Here is a 16,426-nt window from a genome sequence, read left to right on the forward strand (position 1 = left end):
GCTTGCATGGTATAATGAACACAATAGATTGGATGCGGCGTTGCCGAGAGGAGGCGTTCATTGAATCGCACCATGGCGCAGTTTGTGCGGTGGGATGAACGCGGCAGATGGACAGAGGTGAGAAAATGAGAAATCAAGAGTTTATTAAGATTGTGGAGGAAAGCGATAATATCGTGTTTTTTGGAGGCGCGGGCGTTTCTACGGAAAGTGGGATTCCTGATTTTCGGTCGGAGGAGGGGATTTATAAAGCCTGGACGGAATATGGGCGGCCTTCGGAGGAGATTATTTGCAGGCCGTTTTTTGACCGCAAGCCGGAGGTGTTCTTTGAATATTACAGAAAAAACCTGCTGTACCCGGAGGCAAAGCCCAACGAGGCTCACAGGGCTCTGGCAAGGCTGGAGCGCCAGGGCAAGGTAAAAGCGATTATCACACAGAATATTGATGGTCTTCATCAGGCGGCCGGGAGCAAGAATGTCATTGAGCTTCACGGCTCGGTGCTGCGTAACTACTGCATGAAGTGCCACCGATCCCACTCCATGGAATATGTGCTGGAGGCAGACGGTGTTCCCCTTTGCCAATCCTGCGGGGGAATCGTGAAACCGGATATTGTTCTTTATCAGGAGGAAGTGAAGAGAGATGTTCTGGACAAAGCGATCAGCGCCATAAAGCAGGCGGAAACACTGATTGTAGGAGGCACTTCTTTAGTCGTTTATCCGGCGGCGGGACTGGTGGAGCATTTCCAGGGGAAACACCTGATTCTGATCAACAAGTCCCAGACTCAGTACGATGAGAAGGCTGATCTGGTGATCAATCAGCCCATTGGAGAAATTTTTGCAGGGCTGCTTGAATTTTAACGCTTTAGATATTTTGTAAGAGAACGACGATGATTACCCCGGCGATCAGGGAAAATGTTGCGGCTCTCTGATAGCCGTGCTCATGGGATTCCGGGATAATCTCATCGCTGACAACATATACAATGGCCCCAAAGGTGAAGGCGTAGAAAAAGGATGAAAGCAGAGTCGGCAGGGTGCCGAGAAGGACGCCGACCACAATGCCGGGGAGCATCATGAAGGCGATGAGCAGGCTGATTTTAAGGGCTTTTGATCGTTTCATGCCCATGCCCAGAAGCGGGACGGCAACAATGAGCCCTTCCGGTATCTTTTGGATTATCATGGAGACTGCGACCATAACAGCGCTGTCAGTGAGGCCCTCGCTGAAAACGATGCCTGTGGCCAGCCCTTCCGGAATATTGTGAATTGCAATCGCGATGATGAGCAGGAGCACCCGGCTGCCGTGACCTTTTGTTTCACTTTCTTTAAAATGACCGTTGTCAAAATGAATGTGAGGCACGAAGCGATCGATGGCGCTGATCAGAATGGCCCCTGCGAAAACGCCCGCAACACCTACCAAAAGGGGAAGCGGCCGGAATGTTTCAAAGGCAGTGGGAAGCAGGCCCAGAAAGGCCGCTGTCAGCATGACGCCTGAGGCAAAGCCCAGGATCATATCGTTGGTGCGGTGGGTGATTTTTTTAAAGATAAGACCGGCAAGTGAGCCAACGATGCTTGCCAGAATCACAAAAAGGCCGGCAATAATTCCATACATAAAATATTCTCCAATCTTCGCTGTCAATACTATTAGCAATTCCCGATTCTTCGGGTTTTTAAACAGTTTTCGGAGCCTGGAAAGGGATATTTAAATTCTGCTTGGAGGTGGAAAATGAAAGATTTAGATTCCGTGAAAAAAGAATTAGCGTATTTCGTCCGTCAGGCTGCGGGAAATTACATAAATGAGGAGCAGGCGCTGAGCAGGGAATTGGCAGGAATGCGGATCTATGATGCTCCGCTGGTGGGCGCGGCATCCGTGACGGATACGCTTTTCCGGGAGTTGAAAAAGCCGCAGGCGATCGGGGAGCACTTTATGCTGCCTGGAGACTGGATGCCTGAGGGCAAGTCGGTGCTGTCGGTGTTTCTGCCCTATACGGAGGAAATTAAAAGGGCCAATGCCGGGGACAACTGTGAGCCGGCGCCGGAATGGCTTCACGGACGAGTGGAAGGACAAACTTTTTTGACAGAAGTATGCGGCCATTTGAAAGAAAAAATTGAAGCGCTGGGCGGAAGGGTGCTGGTACCGACCTGGGATGAGCGGTTTTGGAAAACGGAATCGCCAAAGGGTGTGGAAATGCAGGACTATGAATTTACGAGCAATTGGTCGGAGCGACATGTGGCATATACCTGCGGGCTGGGAACTTTCGGACTGTCCCGGGGATTGATTACTAAAGCAGGAATTGCCGGGAGGCTTTTCAGCCTGATAACGGATTTGGAATTCGAGCCTCTGCCGCGGGAATATGAAGGGCTGTACGATTACTGCACAGGTTGCGGCGCCTGCATAGGAAGATGCCCGGCTGACGCGATTTCCCTTGAAAAGGGAAAAGAACACCGGCCGTGCGGCCAGTTTATGGATTATACAAAGGAGGCTTATGCTCCGCGGTATGGCTGCGGGAAATGTCAGACCGGGGTGCCCTGTGAAAGCGGAATTCCCACAAAAACAGAAAATATCTGATAAGCTGTTGCGTTTATGGGAAATAGTGTATAATATGGGTATGATTTGTATTTTTTCAGAGGCCAGGAGGTTTGTATAGAAAATGCGGAAGAAGATTATTAGCATGCTGCTTGTTTTGGCAGTGACCGTTACAGGAATTGGGGTCTGCTCCGGGATGACTGCAGAACAGGTTTTCGCGAAAAGCAGCACGCCCTATCAGTATTTAAATACGGATGGAGGAGGGACGCCCCGCGAAAAGGTAGGCAAATATTACATATGGTCTACCGAGGGCAGCACCGAAAAGCTGGTATGCGCCAAATCCCTCAGCGGCAAACGGAAAACCCTAAAGTCGATAAGCGCCAAATCAAACAAAACCTTTGCGGGAGCGCTCGTGACAAACGGCAGTACGATCTATTATGCGATCCTGGATTTTAATACCTGGAAGACGACGATTTACAAAACCAATGTGAAGGGTGCGAAATCGAAGAAGATCAAAACCGTCGATGACCGGTTTTCGAGTATGGCAGGATATTATAACGGCAGCGTTTATTATACTGCCCGCGCCAGCAAAAAAAATCCCAATGCCGGATTTAACTTAGTCAGCTACGATATATCAAAAAAGAAAACCAGAACCGCAAAGAAAAAGTTTTATTCCAACAGCAGCTATGGAAAATATTTTTCGGGCGCAAAGGGATATGGGGGAAATTACACCCAATATCTATATAACGCAAAGACTAAAAAAACGAAAAAACTGAAGAAAGCACAAGATTCACAGGTGTCCGGTAAAAAGGTTTATTATCTGTGCGAGGCAAACCAAAAATCCAGCATCTATAAAGTGAAGAGCAGCAGTTTGTCGGGGAAATCTCTAAAAACAGTCAAAACCATTAAAAAGGCCGCACCCTTATATTTTGGCAAGAAGTGCGCGTATTTTGTGGAATTATATGACGGCCCCTACAGTGGCGATACCATCACAGAGACGATTCTTAAACTGAACTATAAAACGAAGAAGGTCACCAAGTCAACCAGGGAAGTTCCGTTGTATGATTAATGTCATTAAGTATCAAACTCGCAAAAATGCAGGGTCCGTGTATCGATATCGTAAATGGCAAGGGTAACGTTGAATGAAGGCTGTTTTAAGATTCCGGAATCGTCTTGGCTGTCCTTGCCATTGGACTGCCTGTCTTCGAAAAAATAGTATCCGTTTTTAATTGCCGGAAAAAGGGACTTGCCGTCATCGCCGGTCAGATAGGGACCTATTGATCCATGTTCATCCTTTTCCCCATATACAAGGGCAGTCAGATTGTCGCTTAAAGGCAGTGGGTGCCATTGGGAATTTTGGTTAAGCGCATTTTCAAAACTTTCATCCGTAAACGTTAATTCTATATAGGTTGTTCCGTCACCGTGAAAGCCGCCATGTGTATCGGAAACGTATGCCAATGCGCCCTTTGAAGTATTCAGCCCGAGGACTTTGGAAACTTCCCTTTGCGGGTCTTCAGAGTGACATGCGGTCAGTAGCGATAGTACAAGCAAAGTCGAAAAAACGATTAATGTTCTGCGAGAAAGAGCGGAAGGCATTCGTAATGCTCCCAATGAAAGGAACGTGAATGCCAGCAGGACGAGAAAAACAACGAACCACATAATATCCCTCCTTTATATTTGTTCCCTTTTTATGCGCTATGCTTGCGCCGCAATACCGATCTCTTGCAACTCTTTTTTTCCGGACACCGAACATCCTGTTTGAAGCGAAATCGGCAGGGCGCCTAATCATAAAGATTTTTTCCGAATTCGTATGCTGCCGATAGGTGCGCGGTTTCCTTGATACGGGGTTTCCCGTTGGTGTCGCCGCAGCCTCCGGCCAATAACATTCCTTTATCGTTCCATCCGATATAACGGATTATAGCAAACTGATAGTAGGAGACTGCCTGCTCGAAGGTCCAGAAAAAATCATCGGCGGCCGTCATGAGCAAGGCGCAATCTTTCTTCGGATATTTTTCATAGCGGCCCAGAGGCGGGTTGGGGTCTTCTTCTGCGATACAATAAAAGCGCTCGATAAAGGCCTTGAGCTTTGCAGAAATCGTCCAGAAATAGAGAGGTGACGCGAGGACCAGTAGATCACAGCTCTTTATATCCGGGATCAGTTGATTAAAATCGTCTTTCTGTATGCAGGGCTTTCCGTAGCGGCAGGCATTACAGCCGATGCAGCCGTTGATGGTTTTGTTTCCCAGAAATACTTTTTTTACCTTGTGTCCGGCATCCGAAGCTCCCTTGATAAAGGCATCGGCCAGCTGCTCAGTGTTTCCGTTTTTTCGTCCGCTTCCAACGATTACTAATATTTTTTTCATGATTAACCTCATAAACTTACAGTTGTACTTACACTCGTGACAGTGCGATAAGGTCGGATTTTTCGTATCGATTATGTCCAGGCAACCCTTTCTTGTATTTCCAGCATTTAATGGCCTCATCCAAAGGGCGGCCCTCGTTATCCGCAAAGAAATCCCGGATATAGGAGTTGTATTCAAACTGCTTATCGATCACCGTTTTCTTTTTCTTTTTATCCTCTAATATCTGCGCATATGCTTCAATTGCCTGGCTATATGTCTTTCCTTCATTAGCTTTCAGCCACTTCTGAAAAGCGACATTAAAAGTAAAGCTTTGGCCGATTTTCTCTTTAAAGAAAGCACGGTGCTTTTCCGAACACACGAAATTTGACTCTATGGGCGTGCTTTCCGTAATTTTAGCAGTATCTGATTTTGAGATTGTCTTTGAGGTCGAATTAGGCCGCAAAACTTCTCCTGTGTCCAGGTAATGCGCGATGCGGTCAGTCAGATCGAGTTTCCCGCCGGAAACAGGCAAACCATTTTCTCTGCAAAAACTTGCCAACTCTTCTTTCAAATAGTAGAAGTTCAGAAACGTTTCTTTGTCTAAAGATTTATTCAGCTCAGGTCGCTTGTCCATTATTTTATCTCCTGTTGGATCGCAAAAATAATATCAATGGCAGGGTGATTTCCCTTGCTCCTTTCAGTATGAAGTTCGTACTCCATGTTTAAACTCTGATACCCGCTTTCAGGAAGCCATTTTGTATAGAAATATCTTTTTGCCTGGCCGATGGAGGCTCCCCAGAGAAGTCCCAGCTTCGGCCTGACTGTAATTTTTGCGTATTCACCGGCAGGGAGGAGGAGATTTTGCAAGCTCTCATGCTCAAAGGTGCTGCCAATAAACAGCTCGAAATTTTTGGTTTTCTCATCGTAATTTTTTGATAAAACAAAATAGGGCAGGACGCTGCCCTGAGATAGAGCTACGGCGGAATGATATGCTTCGGAGAGCGTATCTATGTCCCGTGAAATCGTTTTGTCATTGGATTTTTTCCACAATCCATAAAGGATCTGTTCATCCATTTTTATAATATCAACGGCTAATTTTGTCATAGGGATCTCCTTTTATTTTCGCGCTGCAACGCAGATTGTTTCCGACTGTCCGCTAAAAGGCTTTCCTGCCACATCGTCAAAGAATTCAATTTTGCGAAAGCCGCCGGCTTCGATTTCAGTTGCAAGAGACTCCGGCGAGTATACCTGGTTCCAAAGATTATAGCAGTTACAGCCCGTCTCTGTGATTATCAGATATTGCTCCAGTGTATTTGCAGTATCGCCATAAAGCGAATTCCTTTGGATTACCGTGTAGGGCTCTGCAGCCCAAAATCCGTGTTCCAGATACTGAACAGTGTTTTCTTCTTCAAAGGTGTCAAGAAATAAGCGGGTAAAGCCATCGAGAATTAGAATTCCGTCCTGCTTCAGTGCTTTATGGACTTTTCTCAATAGGACAATCCTGTCTTCAGGAGGCAGAACTCCAAAATCACAGTAAATCAACGTAATCACATCAAACTCATTCGTGTAATCGATGTCTAAATAGTTCTGACAGTAGTAGCGGATGTTTTTTTGATTTTCTGCCGCACGCTGTTTGGCATAGTTTATAGAACGCTGGGAAAAATCAATTCCTGTTACATAAAAGCCTTCGCCTGCGAATAATTCCGTATAAAGACCGGGGCCGCAGCCCAGGTCCAAAAGCTTTTTTCCATCTCCCCCATTGCAATATTGGACGATCCAGTTTACGGATCTCCTGATGAAAGCATGCTTCCTTGAAGCTCCATCCATGTCCGGGTTTAAATGAGCTTCCAGCATTTGTTTGGAAATGTGTTCATCATCCCAAAAAGCAGAGGAGCTTTCTTCGTAAAGCTTGGGCTTTTTCTTCATGTAGTTTAATAGCTTGCTATTATTCATATTTGATTCCTTTAAATTATTTAGCGGACGGGAGCTGCATCGTTTTTTCCAGCCATGCGCTCAGAGTCTGCAGCTGGGTCGGCGTGTGAAAATAATGCTCTGCGCCTTCTACAATTTCCAACTGACAGGAAAATTGCCGGCTGAATTGGCAGATGATGTCCTTTTCGCACATATCGTCTTTGCTCCCATATAGAATGTTGGTCGGTACATTCCAATGCTTTATGGGATGTTCTTTTATATAGCAATAGTAATCCCAGTAAAGGGTCTGTCCGATGGGAGTGGGGATAGTCTGCTCACTTTTCAATTGCTCTTCCGTGATCTGAAACCAGCATAGCATGTTGTCGATTATGCGTTCCATGTCCACTACGGGCGAAAGAAACCAGGCGTGTTCCAAGGGTTCGCTGCCATAGGCCAGCAGGCTGAAATAAGCACCCATGCTGACTGCGAACAGGCTGATCCGCGGCCATCTCTGTTTGGCGTACTCCATGACAGCGGCCAGGTCTTTTACACAGTTTTGAACTTTGCAGGGTGTGGCTTCGTTTTTTCTGTCCCCATGCTCCGGCAAATCAAAGCTTAAAACCTGATACCCTTTGGAGTTTTTATGGAAGCGCTGCCGAATTTATGGGCAGTGATGATGGTGTAGCTGTGAGCATTGACTGTAATCTGGCAGTCCTCCGCATTGATATACCAGTTCTTACCTTTCCTGAATATGAGGCTTTCGGGGTCAGTGATTTTTTCTCTGCACCAGCTGACAACATTGTCGGTGTCCAAAGAAAGGTTTCGTTTGATTCGCGTAATTCCCATCTCTGTTGTGTGCAGCTTATCTAAGTTTGCAATCAATTCGTTCGTTCTCATGTCGTTCAATTTTATTACCCTATAACCTTTCCTGTGGTGATAAAAGGAGTATATCACAGAAGCTTCCGAATTGTCATGCCCATGCGCCGTAACATAAGGTGTGTTCTATGACCAAAACCATGATCGTCGTAACAATATTTGACAGAATAATTGTCCACAACAAGACTTTTTCCTTGCTGACATAACGCTTGAGAACGTTATATACAATTGGTGTTTCGGCGGCAAGGGTCAGTATCAGAAAAAGAAGATTGACGTTGTATATAGGGCCTGAATCTAAAATGGCGTCCCACGATCCGTACCAGGATTGGCTGAGGTATTCAATAAAGTAAGGGATCACAAAGGATATCAGGTTTGCTATTATCACGATACCAAGCGTTTTAAAAAACTGCTTTGTCTTTGGAATAAAGTTTATCGCAAGGGCTTCAATTGCAATAGTTGCCAGAGCAACCCAGGGCAGAAGATCGAAAGGGCGCTGCTTTGATATCCAATACCATGAAGAATCGGCATAGGCGATCTGTGGAATAAAAACCAGCGAGAATAATCCGGCCAACACAAAAAATGCGTTTCTGTTATTTTTCATAACGACTTTCCTCCTTAAAATTTCAATACACACTATTTTAATAAGTTGAGTATACCACATGTAAATCCGATGTCCCACAGGTTTTGTCTTTTTCCTGACGGCTGATTGTGCGAAGGCGAAAACAAATTGCGGAACTTTAGTCGGCGCGGCGTATGAGATGCAGGAATTAATGGCAAAATATCGGAAGGTGTCTAAAAGGAAAACTATAATAATTTGAAGATGCTTGAACGGTTTATTTTATCAAATTCGGGGGATGGAAATATGGATGAAGGATGCAGCAAGGATTACAAAGCCTGGGCGTTCCTGCCGCTGCTGATTTTTCTGGGACTATATGTTGGTTGCGGGGTGGTTTTTACAATTATGGGGAGGGAAAGCCCTTTTGAAGAGATGCCCCGATATGTGGCGGTTCTGGCGGCGATCGCAGCGGCTCTGATTTTTTATGAACGAAAGACGCCGGTTGGCCGAAAGCTTGATATCTATTGCAAAGGCGCAGGCAGTCCCGGAGTCATGCTCCTTGGCATTATCGTTTTGCTGGCCGGCGGTTTTTCCTCTGCGGCGGAAGCCATGGGCGGAAAGGAATCCATTGTAAACATGGGGCTTACGCTGATTCCCCATCATTTCCTGATACCAGGAATCTTTATCGTAACCTGCTTTATTTCAACCTGCATCGGGACTTCCATGGGTACCCAGGTTGCGTTTATCCCTGTCGCTGTCGCGGTGGCCCGGGGAGCGGGGTTAGATGTGGCAATGGCGGGGGCTGCGGTGATAGCCGGTTCCTATTTCGGCGACAACCTGTCGATGATTTCGGATACCACCATCTGTGCCACAAAGGGCGTGGGGGCGAAGATGAAGGATAAATTTCAGATGAATCTGTTGATTGCTTTGCCTGCGGCGGTGATTACGATCGTTCTTTATGGGATATTGGGAGGCGGCGCAAGCAGTGCGGCAGATCCTCAGGGACTTTCGTATCATATGGTGGAAGTGCTGCCCTATGTGACGGTTTTGGCAACTGCAATTGCGGGACTGGACGTTTTTTTTGTGCTGCTGATCGGAATTATGATGACCGGGATCATCGGAATTGCTATGGAAACCATTACGTTTTTTGAATGGACCAGGGCCATTGGAGCAGGTATGGAGGATATGTTTTTTCTTGCTGTGTTTTCCATGCTGATCGCAGGGCTGATTGAGCTGATTAAGTATTACGGCGGACTCAATTGGCTGTTTCAGGCAATGACCCGCAGAATAAAAACAAGGAAAAGCTGCGAATATCTGATCTCCCTGACTTGCATGGCATTGTCGGGAACCACACTGAACAATCCGGTGGCGATCATTATCACGGCGCCGGTTGCTAAGGAGCTGGGAGAAAAATATCGCATTCCTCCGAAGCGCCTGGCGAGCCTGCTGGATATTTTTTCGTGCATAATATTGATGCTGATGCCCCATGACAGCGGCGTGCTTTTGGCGCAGCAGTACGGGGGAGTCACTTACCTGGAAATCATGCGGTTTTCTTTTTATCCGATTTTGCTGCTTTTGTTCACCTGCGTGACAATTCAGTTTGGACTGCTGAGGGGCAGGGAAGAGAAACGGCGTGGTGATAATGGATAAATGCGGAGTTCGTATATGGCCATCGTCATTCTATAAAAGCGTGACTGTGAATATAAAATTCTTCCTGGCTTGGCTGGAATTTTTTCTCCAGTTTTTCAAAGGTTTCGTCAAAGCGCTTTGCTTCTTGCTCGTCAATCTCCATGACCGGGCTGCCATGATAAACCCATCTTTTCCCATGAAGCGCATCCGGCTTGAGTTCTTTTACCATCATTGCGGCAGGGTAGGTCCCGTTTTCAAGACAGACATTATGTTTTTTACAGCTTTTAAAACCACGGCTTACATAGTTGCCGGGATTGCCAAAGATTACAATTGTATCATAGCCGAGCCGGTCCGCTCGCTTAAAGGAATATTCCATAAGCATTTTCCCAAGGCCTGTTCGCTGGTATTCCGGCAAAATGCAGACAGGTCCGAAGGTGAGAATCTCTTTTTCCTCCCCGGATTCATCTATCAGCCTTGCTTTCGTATACATGATGTTTCCGACAACCTGACCGTCAACTTCAACCACAAAGTCCAATTCCGGCAGAAAGTCCTTGTGCTGACGCATAATATGAACTAAATAGTGTTCAACACATCCTGGAACATACAAATTATAAAAAGCCTTCCTTGTGATTTCTTCTACCTTTCTATAATCGGACTCGCTCTCATTGCGAATTCCTATCTTTTTGCTTACTTGCAATTCTGTGGTGTTTGCTTGATTCATGCGTATTTTTCTCCTAAATGTAAAATGTATCTTATCGCTCAAATATAACTTTATATTGCCCCAGCATCTGTTCACACTCAATATGGGCGGCTGCGGCGGCAGTCAACCTTTGCTTTTCGTAAACCTTGACAGGGGCTGTCGGTACGGCGGGTAACGTTTTCCCTCCAATGCTGACCCCGTGGGCATCGCCTTCGGCAAATTTCCAGGCAAAGGTGCAATCGCAGAATTCTTTGTTGCTGCTGATTTTCTCGGGAGGTACAAGTACCGTTTCCTCATCGATGAAGAAACACCCGTCGTTATTTTTTTCAGCAGGGCAGCGGCCTTCAATGCCGACGCCCGTATAGGTAATTTCAAGAAAGGGGGTGGTAAAGGTTACGGATTTTCCATCTCTTATATAGGATATGTTTGTCTCCGGGCTTTTCCAATGGTCGATATTCAGCCACCCGTTTTTTCCAAAAGCAGAAACAGGAGTGTTAAACTCTATGTATGTATCCTCTCCACGGATTTCTGCGTTTATTCGAAGCACAGGGCGCAAGGATTCATAACCATCGGGCAGTAAAGCGCGGATTCTGTCTTGTTCAACTTGGTAGGCCATAACGAATTGTTCTACTATCATTTTTTTGTACCTCCATAAATTAATGCTTTCTAAGCCTGATCGGTTTCTTTTCTACGGCTTTGAAATTTCCCGGTCAGTGCAGCTGTTCCCACTATCAGCTTTGCAGCTTGTTTTAACACATCGGTTTTTACAGATGAGGCAGGTAAATCTATGAAACTATTCAAGGCATAGACTGTAAAAGTATAGTTGTGTATTGTCCTAAATGGTGGCTTAGGGCCCTTATAACAATGCTTTCCATAAGCCATTCCCTGAAGTGCTCCGGACAATTCAGAAACAGTTGCTCCCTTTGGAATTGACTCTGGAATATCGCTACATACAGGGATATTCCAAATAACCCAATGGTTGTAGTTTGGAAATAACGGATGGGAAGCGTCATCCAAAGTAATCATTAACGACGTTGTATCCGCAGGAATATCTTCAATATGTAAAGCTGGCGATATGTTTTCTCCTCTCGCGGTATGTTTTTTAGGTATCCATTCGCCCTCTGCAAACGCATTGCTAGTCAGTATCATAAAAATTCCTTTCATTAAATCTTAGTGTTTCCTTGGCAATCCTGTATTCATGCAGAAAATAAAAGGTGTTGCCGCCAGTGATGTATATGATCTCATTACATTCTGAGAACAAATCAAAAAGCCCCGATCAAATGTTAATTTCAAATGGAATTGTCGGTACGCCATCGGAAGTTGGAACGTCATTTTCAAAAGCCCAGCCCTTTAATCTAGTTGGCTTGAGCAGTACAAATTCTGCATTTCTGCCGCCAAAAGCAATGCTTTCGTCGAATGCGCCGGGAAATTTGCCGCAATAAACCTCTCGCGGCTCTTTATTGGTGTCTAACATGGTTGCTCCTAAAAACTCCGCTTCAGCTTCTGCAAAAAAAGTTCCGGCAGCAATGCAGCAATTAGGATTTGCCTTTAGCTGCTGATATTTCAGCGAACCAGGGTCGGTGAAAATCAGAATATCGCCCTTATAATACACCGGGCTGACCAACCGCATTGTAACGCTTTGCTTGGATGCCGTAGCGAGGGTCACACTCATATCTTTTTTGATTATCTCATAAAATTGTGATATTTTATTCATCTTTGTTTCTTTTAATCCTCCTGTTTATTTGTTCTCACAGGCTTTTTTTACCCCATAGGTAATCGCTTTTTTAGGACAAATGTCAACGCAGGCACCACACAAACTACACTCGTATTCATCTACGCTGTTAGCTTGTACCATGGAATGAATATCTAGCCCCATGACACAGTATTGATTGCATAGTGGTGTGCAATCTATATTTTTGTCTTTTCATTTCTTACCCTCCGCAGTATCCAAGTTCAGCGCACTAATATATATCCTGCAACATGATTACATCCGGCTTCCGGTTTGTATGCTAAGTATACCACAGGGCACGTATTCATATTATAGGTTATAGGAATTTTAAGTGTCTGCTTTTATTGTGTAGGATTGTAATCCCTTTTGGCATCCGTTTTTTTCATAGAATGCTTCTACACCCGGCTGTGCGCCAAAGTAGAGCATAGTTGGAGTATTGTCTCTGGCAAGCTGGAGAAGATTGCTGCCAATTCCTTGTTTTTGATATTCCGGAAGAACGAGCAGCTCTGTAATGGTTCCAAAATAATAACCATCCGTAAGAACCCGCAGGCAGCCCACAAGCTTCCTATCATCGTAAGCGGTTATATTCAATGTTTTCGATAAGGCGGTCTGTGTTTTGTCCGGATCATAATCTCCCGGCCATATTCTGTTGACAAAGGGGATAAACTTTGAAGCGTTGAGCTCTTTGTCATTAATTTTGTATTCCATTATTTTTTGCACCTCCATAAATTCCAGGCTGTCCAATAAGTATATCATATGTTCTGCGTGGGAAATATGACCGCATGCTGGTTGCGGTTTATTTGTGCGTCAGCCGATTTGCGACCGGTTTGTGTGGGCATAGAAGCAAAAATTGTCCCAGTGGAACACAAATGTTAAAATAATACATTTTCTCCATGCATCTGACTTAATTCCTGGCCCGGCAGTGTTAGATTAGTAAAAACTTGGCGATAGGCTTGGTGAGAAATCAATCACAATTTCCGTTGCGCACGTCAACACCTAATAATTGTTCCAATCTAAAAAAGCTGTTAGAAGGGAAATCCCCCCCAGTGCTGCTCATAGATAATGGCACCGTTTCCGTTTTGATATAATGCGAACTCCCAAAATATAGCTTTGGCCGCTTCCATTAAATTATCTTCTGTACGGTAGACACATTCTTCTATTTCGCCGGCTAATCCGCTGCCCTTGAAATCCAATTCCTGCGAATCTTTTGGGGTCGTATATATTTCTACAATAAGCCGTTTACCTCGTCGTTCTAATTTTAGTATCTGCGCGCCAGGGTCATCCTGCCAGCAAAGCCATTGTATCTTAGCTTTTTTTTTCTAACAAGTTACATAATGCTTCGATAAGATTGCATGGTGCATCGCATTCCAAATAATCCGAATTAAGAAGAGACCAGCGTCTGTTAAAATCAACTTCAGACCAGCCATAGCTGATTTCAATTATTTTAAATAACATATTTGCTCCTTATAACCTTTTATCTTTGTCACCCATACATTTTATCCAAATGAAAATTACTATTGCAGCCGTTCGCGCCCTTTCGGGTTCGAATCCCCCGATTCCTGCGCACACCAAATAAAAAAGCAATCTTACGGCTGCTTTGCATAGATTTGTACAGAAAGTTGCTCTATAGGTATGAAAATTTTTTTTCAATTCCATTCTTTTTATAGAATCGGTCAAGGGATCTTTGCGTATTACGGCGGTCGAGTAGGGTACCTGTTGCTGTCGTAAAAACATATTCTGTTTCATTAATTCCATCTTATTGATGCTGCCGTAACCATTTAGGTTTTTCATCGTATCATTTCCTTTCCGGGTATAAAAATACCCAGCTTTATAATATTCCAGGCCCTCCATAATACAATGCGGGTGCGAATTTTGGCTGCGCCATGCAGATTTGCCCTTGTGAAATGAGGGGCTATTTTTGTTTAATTAAGTCATCCATAGCAGCGTCAAATGCATATGATCCTAATTCTTTATCCGCATATTCGTCAGCACCCAGACCAAAACAGTAAGGGCACTTCTTATATCCGTTTCCTTTTGCTGCTTCAATATTATGTATTTGGTAACTATACTCAGAACCAAGCTTAGGGCAATCCATTCTATGATAATGTTTGTCACCATCTTTGATTATAACAGCATTATCCAAATAGAATTCGGCGATACCTTTGTATTTGGTGACCTTTGAATATCTGGAGGAAAGATCATCATATGTTGCCTCCATATCATTGAGCGATGTTTTGAGATGTTGGTTTTGATTGTATAAATACCCTAAACCTGTAATCAAAACAATACAGATAATACTTAATATAATTGCTAATTTTGATTTGGGCTTTTTTGATGATTGCTTAGTTATAGTAAATGAACCGATTTTTACTTCTTTTTTTTGATTACTGTCGTTTTTCGTATCTAAACTTGGAGGTGTTTTTTCGACAGTATTATCATTTAACTCTTGCAGCAATGGAAGATTTTCCTTTTTGGTAGAGCGATCACGGCCAGAAATCATAAGTAAAAATATTAGCACGCCGCATAAAATAGCAAGTTTGAAGTCGAGTCTAAATAGGGGTATATTGTAAAGGATAAATAAAACGACAATGACCCATATTGCACATATGAACAATGCTTGAAGTGGTTCTTGGATTGGTTTTTTAATAACAAAGAAACGATACAATATAGGCACTATGCAAAATGCAGCAAATGGTATAATTGTATTGATCAGAAAACCTGTCCAGTTATAGTTAAATATACTTTCCAAGTAGGGTGGTTTAGACAAAGTAGTTAACAAAGGAAAGCCTATTATGCACAAAATCAATATAATAATGGCAGCGGATTTTTTGATCCTTTTTATATCATAAAGATAAGAAGCGCCAATAGTAATGATGGTGAATAAAACAAATCCCAATAGGGCAATACTGTTGAATGTGACTGGCTCAGAAGGCAGTTCGCGAGATGTCTTAATTATGGATTGCACTATACTTAGTCCTCCCCAAACGATAACGGCACAGGAACTCATTATAGTTACTTTATATTTTCTGTTTTGATTGCGTAATGCGTGACGAACCAATAGAAAAGTAATCACCCAACCAATCATAATTTTCCCTCCTTAAAAACATACTGAACAAGCATCATAAACGGCAGTCTCTGCCTCGGCGGCATTACCAAAACTTGAAAACTGTTTCCCGTAAATGTAAGAACATTCACCTCTTAATACGTATAAGCAATTCAATAAGCTGTTCCGACTTTTTTCCGACGGCTTATTAAAAGTCGGGGTAATGAAGAATCCTTAGAAAAAACAGTATGACATGACACCATACTGTTTTTGATTTTGTTAACATTAGTTATGAAATTTCTTTTAGTTTTTTACTGTGTTCAGCAATCACATTTTTAATGATTTCCATATCTGCTTTTAATGCGTCCAATTCCTCCGAACTCACAGCGTATCTCCGATATGTAGATGTGTAGCATGATTCAATATTTTGAAGTCTGGGTATAATATCCTGCTCAAGGAGCAGTTCAACCTGTTTTGTTCGATCATCGAGGGGTTTCAATTTTTTGTCCAACAGTTCAGAAATAGATAATAGTAATTCGTTGTCTGTCATAGGTTTATACTCCTTTCTCGATATGGTATGATTTTACCATATTTATTGCTAAAAGTCTATTCCCAAGAGTTTTACAATGAGGTGTATTTTTTCTTTCTGTAAAAAGTATAATTTGAGTTTTGATCCTTCTAACAATAGCTGTATTTCAATGCTTGTACCTTTTAACGGCGCGCCATTAGGGATTTACGCAGCCGCGGGGGCGACTGCCGTCCTGCGCCTCCTCTTACAGTCGGCTTGGACCGCTCATTACTCATCCGCCCGCGGGGCGGATTCGCTTAACATTCGCGCCTTTTCGGGTTCGAATCCCCCGATTCCTGCGCACACCAAATAAAAAAACAATCTTACGGCCCGTAAGATTGCTTTTTTATTTGGCGCGCCATTAGGGATTCGAACCCCAGACCTTCGCATTCGTAGTGCGCTACTCTATCCAGCTGAGCTAATGGCGCTTATTTTGTCGCCGGAGACTATTATACAATAAAACCGTATGATATGTAAAGCTTAATTTTATATTTTTTTGTGAAACCAGTGAAAATGAATCGAAACTCTACCAACTTGCCCGCAGATACATTATAA

Annotated in this window: 21 protein-coding genes and 1 tRNA gene; 4 read left to right on the forward strand and 18 right to left on the reverse strand. The window is 43.9% G+C overall.

What is annotated here, in order from left to right; all coding sequences use genetic code 11:
- The first annotated feature begins 125 nt into the window (after positions 1–125).
- Positions 126–854 (forward strand): NAD-dependent protein deacylase, encoded by a 729-nt coding sequence (locus NE619_RS15145; protein WP_256133298.1) that lies wholly within the window; start codon positions 126–128, stop codon positions 852–854.
- A gap of 4 nt (positions 855–858) precedes the next feature.
- Here NE619_RS15145 and NE619_RS15150 read toward each other — a convergent pair whose 3' ends face one another.
- Complete coding sequence (locus NE619_RS15150) at positions 859–1,602, reverse strand: ZIP family metal transporter (RefSeq protein WP_256133299.1); 744 nt, start codon at positions 1,600–1,602, stop codon at positions 859–861.
- 114 nt (positions 1,603–1,716) lie between these two features.
- Here NE619_RS15150 and NE619_RS15155 point away from each other — a divergent pair, with 114 nt between their 5' ends.
- Positions 1,717–2,559 carry a 4Fe-4S binding protein gene (locus NE619_RS15155; RefSeq protein ID WP_256133300.1) on the forward strand — a complete coding sequence of 281 codons (843 nt, stop codon included), beginning with the start codon at positions 1,717–1,719 and terminating at the stop codon, positions 2,557–2,559.
- An 82-nt stretch (positions 2,560–2,641) separates the two neighbouring features.
- Positions 2,642–3,586 carry a hypothetical protein gene (locus NE619_RS15160; protein WP_256133301.1) on the forward strand — a complete coding sequence of 315 codons (945 nt, stop codon included), beginning with the start codon at positions 2,642–2,644 and terminating at the stop codon, positions 3,584–3,586.
- 5 nt (positions 3,587–3,591) lie between these two features.
- Here NE619_RS15160 and NE619_RS15165 read toward each other — a convergent pair whose 3' ends face one another.
- The 8 genes from NE619_RS15165 to NE619_RS15200 all read right to left on the reverse strand — a co-directional run bounded on the left by NE619_RS15165 (position 3,592) and on the right by NE619_RS15200 (position 8,247).
- Complete coding sequence (locus tag NE619_RS15165) at positions 3,592–4,176, reverse strand: hypothetical protein (RefSeq protein WP_256133303.1); 585 nt, start codon at positions 4,174–4,176, stop codon at positions 3,592–3,594.
- A gap of 122 nt (positions 4,177–4,298) precedes the next feature.
- Entirely contained in the window at positions 4,299–4,880 is a 582-nt protein-coding gene (locus tag NE619_RS15170; RefSeq protein WP_256133305.1) for a flavodoxin family protein, read from the reverse strand.
- A gap of 28 nt (positions 4,881–4,908) precedes the next feature.
- Positions 4,909–5,493, reverse strand: coding sequence for a DUF6434 domain-containing protein (locus NE619_RS15175; protein WP_256133306.1), 585 nt, complete (start codon positions 5,491–5,493; stop codon positions 4,909–4,911).
- Positions 5,493–5,963: a GyrI-like domain-containing protein gene (locus NE619_RS15180; RefSeq protein ID WP_256133307.1), complete on the reverse strand. Its 471-nt coding sequence runs from the start codon at positions 5,961–5,963 to the stop codon at positions 5,493–5,495. Before NE619_RS15180 ends, NE619_RS15175 begins: the two co-directional genes overlap by 1 nt.
- 12 nt (positions 5,964–5,975) lie before the next feature.
- A complete protein-coding gene (locus tag NE619_RS15185; RefSeq protein ID WP_256133308.1) occupies positions 5,976–6,812 on the reverse strand; it encodes a class I SAM-dependent methyltransferase in 837 nt (278 codons plus the stop codon).
- Positions 6,813–6,828: 16 nt separating this feature from the next.
- Positions 6,829–7,299 (reverse strand): alpha/beta hydrolase, encoded by a 471-nt coding sequence (locus NE619_RS15190; RefSeq protein ID WP_330640794.1) that lies wholly within the window; start codon positions 7,297–7,299, stop codon positions 6,829–6,831.
- An 86-nt stretch (positions 7,300–7,385) separates the two neighbouring features.
- Entirely contained in the window at positions 7,386–7,667 is a 282-nt protein-coding gene (locus NE619_RS15195; protein ID WP_256133320.1) for a DUF3781 domain-containing protein, read from the reverse strand.
- Between the two features lie 73 nt (positions 7,668–7,740).
- On the reverse strand, positions 7,741–8,247 hold the full coding sequence (locus tag NE619_RS15200) for a hypothetical protein (protein WP_256133309.1): 507 nt from the start codon (positions 8,245–8,247) through the stop codon (positions 7,741–7,743).
- Between the two features lie 261 nt (positions 8,248–8,508).
- On the opposite strand from NE619_RS15200, the gene NE619_RS15205 reads away from it, so the two are divergent.
- Complete coding sequence (locus tag NE619_RS15205) at positions 8,509–9,852, forward strand: Na+/H+ antiporter NhaC family protein (protein ID WP_256133310.1); 1,344 nt, start codon at positions 8,509–8,511, stop codon at positions 9,850–9,852.
- A 25-nt stretch (positions 9,853–9,877) separates the two neighbouring features.
- Here the strand turns inward: NE619_RS15205 and NE619_RS15210 are convergent, their stop codons facing one another.
- The 9 genes from NE619_RS15210 to NE619_RS15245 all read right to left on the reverse strand — a co-directional run bounded on the left by NE619_RS15210 (position 9,878) and on the right by NE619_RS15245 (position 16,299).
- Entirely contained in the window at positions 9,878–10,552 is a 675-nt protein-coding gene (locus NE619_RS15210) for a GNAT family N-acetyltransferase (protein ID WP_256133311.1), read from the reverse strand.
- A 31-nt stretch (positions 10,553–10,583) separates the two neighbouring features.
- The gene (locus tag NE619_RS15215; protein WP_256133312.1) at positions 10,584–11,168 is read right to left on the reverse strand and encodes a hypothetical protein; all 585 of its coding nucleotides are present in this window, start codon (positions 11,166–11,168) and stop codon (positions 10,584–10,586) included.
- A 29-nt stretch (positions 11,169–11,197) separates the two neighbouring features.
- The gene (locus NE619_RS15220) at positions 11,198–11,695 is read right to left on the reverse strand and encodes a YbhB/YbcL family Raf kinase inhibitor-like protein (RefSeq protein WP_256133313.1); all 498 of its coding nucleotides are present in this window, start codon (positions 11,693–11,695) and stop codon (positions 11,198–11,200) included.
- 112 nt (positions 11,696–11,807) lie between these two features.
- Positions 11,808–12,245, reverse strand: a complete 438-nt coding sequence (locus NE619_RS15225) for a pyridoxamine 5'-phosphate oxidase family protein (RefSeq protein ID WP_256133314.1) — start codon at positions 12,243–12,245, stop codon at positions 11,808–11,810.
- Between the two features lie 24 nt (positions 12,246–12,269).
- Positions 12,270–12,407 carry a 4Fe-4S binding protein gene (locus NE619_RS19325; protein ID WP_420314513.1) on the reverse strand — a complete coding sequence of 46 codons (138 nt, stop codon included), beginning with the start codon at positions 12,405–12,407 and terminating at the stop codon, positions 12,270–12,272.
- Between the two features lie 180 nt (positions 12,408–12,587).
- Positions 12,588–12,968: a GNAT family N-acetyltransferase gene (locus NE619_RS15230; RefSeq protein ID WP_256133315.1), complete on the reverse strand. Its 381-nt coding sequence runs from the start codon at positions 12,966–12,968 to the stop codon at positions 12,588–12,590.
- A gap of 1,204 nt (positions 12,969–14,172) precedes the next feature.
- The gene (locus NE619_RS15235) at positions 14,173–15,345 is read right to left on the reverse strand and encodes a hypothetical protein (protein WP_256133316.1); all 1,173 of its coding nucleotides are present in this window, start codon (positions 15,343–15,345) and stop codon (positions 14,173–14,175) included.
- A gap of 247 nt (positions 15,346–15,592) precedes the next feature.
- Positions 15,593–15,853 carry a hypothetical protein gene (locus NE619_RS15240; RefSeq protein WP_256133317.1) on the reverse strand — a complete coding sequence of 87 codons (261 nt, stop codon included), beginning with the start codon at positions 15,851–15,853 and terminating at the stop codon, positions 15,593–15,595.
- A gap of 369 nt (positions 15,854–16,222) precedes the next feature.
- Positions 16,223–16,299: transfer RNA gene (locus NE619_RS15245), tRNA-Arg, on the reverse strand.
- Between the last annotated feature and the right edge of the window lie 127 nt (positions 16,300–16,426).

The sequence above is a fragment of the Anaerovorax odorimutans genome, from assembly GCF_024459955.1.
Classification (GTDB): domain Bacteria; phylum Bacillota; class Clostridia; order Peptostreptococcales; family Anaerovoracaceae; genus Hominibacterium; species Hominibacterium odorimutans_A.

What these genes read in the sequence shown, in the direction of transcription:
- NE619_RS15145 (WP_256133298.1), top strand. Translation starts at nt 126, where the DNA reads ATGAGAAATCAAGAGTTTATTAAGATTGTGGAGGAAAGCGATAATATC.
- NE619_RS15150 (WP_256133299.1), bottom strand. Translation starts at nt 1,602, where the DNA reads ATGTATGGAATTATTGCCGGCCTTTTTGTGATTCTGGCAAGCATCGTT.
- NE619_RS15155 (WP_256133300.1), top strand. Translation starts at nt 1,717, where the DNA reads ATGAAAGATTTAGATTCCGTGAAAAAAGAATTAGCGTATTTCGTCCGT.
- NE619_RS15160 (WP_256133301.1), top strand. Translation starts at nt 2,642, where the DNA reads ATGCGGAAGAAGATTATTAGCATGCTGCTTGTTTTGGCAGTGACCGTT.
- NE619_RS15165 (WP_256133303.1), bottom strand. Translation starts at nt 4,176, where the DNA reads ATGTGGTTCGTTGTTTTTCTCGTCCTGCTGGCATTCACGTTCCTTTCA.
- NE619_RS15170 (WP_256133305.1), bottom strand. Translation starts at nt 4,880, where the DNA reads ATGAAAAAAATATTAGTAATCGTTGGAAGCGGACGAAAAAACGGAAAC.
- NE619_RS15175 (WP_256133306.1), bottom strand. Translation starts at nt 5,493, where the DNA reads ATGGACAAGCGACCTGAGCTGAATAAATCTTTAGACAAAGAAACGTTT.
- NE619_RS15180 (WP_256133307.1), bottom strand. Translation starts at nt 5,963, where the DNA reads ATGACAAAATTAGCCGTTGATATTATAAAAATGGATGAACAGATCCTT.
- NE619_RS15185 (WP_256133308.1), bottom strand. Translation starts at nt 6,812, where the DNA reads ATGAATAATAGCAAGCTATTAAACTACATGAAGAAAAAGCCCAAGCTT.
- NE619_RS15190 (WP_330640794.1), bottom strand. Translation starts at nt 7,299, where the DNA reads ATGGAGTACGCCAAACAGAGATGGCCGCGGATCAGCCTGTTCGCAGTC.
- NE619_RS15195 (WP_256133320.1), bottom strand. Translation starts at nt 7,667, where the DNA reads ATGAGAACGAACGAATTGATTGCAAACTTAGATAAGCTGCACACAACA.
- NE619_RS15200 (WP_256133309.1), bottom strand. Translation starts at nt 8,247, where the DNA reads ATGAAAAATAACAGAAACGCATTTTTTGTGTTGGCCGGATTATTCTCG.
- NE619_RS15205 (WP_256133310.1), top strand. Translation starts at nt 8,509, where the DNA reads ATGGATGAAGGATGCAGCAAGGATTACAAAGCCTGGGCGTTCCTGCCG.
- NE619_RS15210 (WP_256133311.1), bottom strand. Translation starts at nt 10,552, where the DNA reads ATGAATCAAGCAAACACCACAGAATTGCAAGTAAGCAAAAAGATAGGA.
- NE619_RS15215 (WP_256133312.1), bottom strand. Translation starts at nt 11,168, where the DNA reads ATGATAGTAGAACAATTCGTTATGGCCTACCAAGTTGAACAAGACAGA.
- NE619_RS15220 (WP_256133313.1), bottom strand. Translation starts at nt 11,695, where the DNA reads ATGAAAGGAATTTTTATGATACTGACTAGCAATGCGTTTGCAGAGGGC.
- NE619_RS15225 (WP_256133314.1), bottom strand. Translation starts at nt 12,245, where the DNA reads ATGAATAAAATATCACAATTTTATGAGATAATCAAAAAAGATATGAGT.
- NE619_RS19325 (WP_420314513.1), bottom strand. Translation starts at nt 12,407, where the DNA reads ATGGGGCTAGATATTCATTCCATGGTACAAGCTAACAGCGTAGATGAA.
- NE619_RS15230 (WP_256133315.1), bottom strand. Translation starts at nt 12,968, where the DNA reads ATGGAATACAAAATTAATGACAAAGAGCTCAACGCTTCAAAGTTTATC.
- NE619_RS15235 (WP_256133316.1), bottom strand. Translation starts at nt 15,345, where the DNA reads ATGATTGGTTGGGTGATTACTTTTCTATTGGTTCGTCACGCATTACGC.
- NE619_RS15240 (WP_256133317.1), bottom strand. Translation starts at nt 15,853, where the DNA reads ATGACAGACAACGAATTACTATTATCTATTTCTGAACTGTTGGACAAA.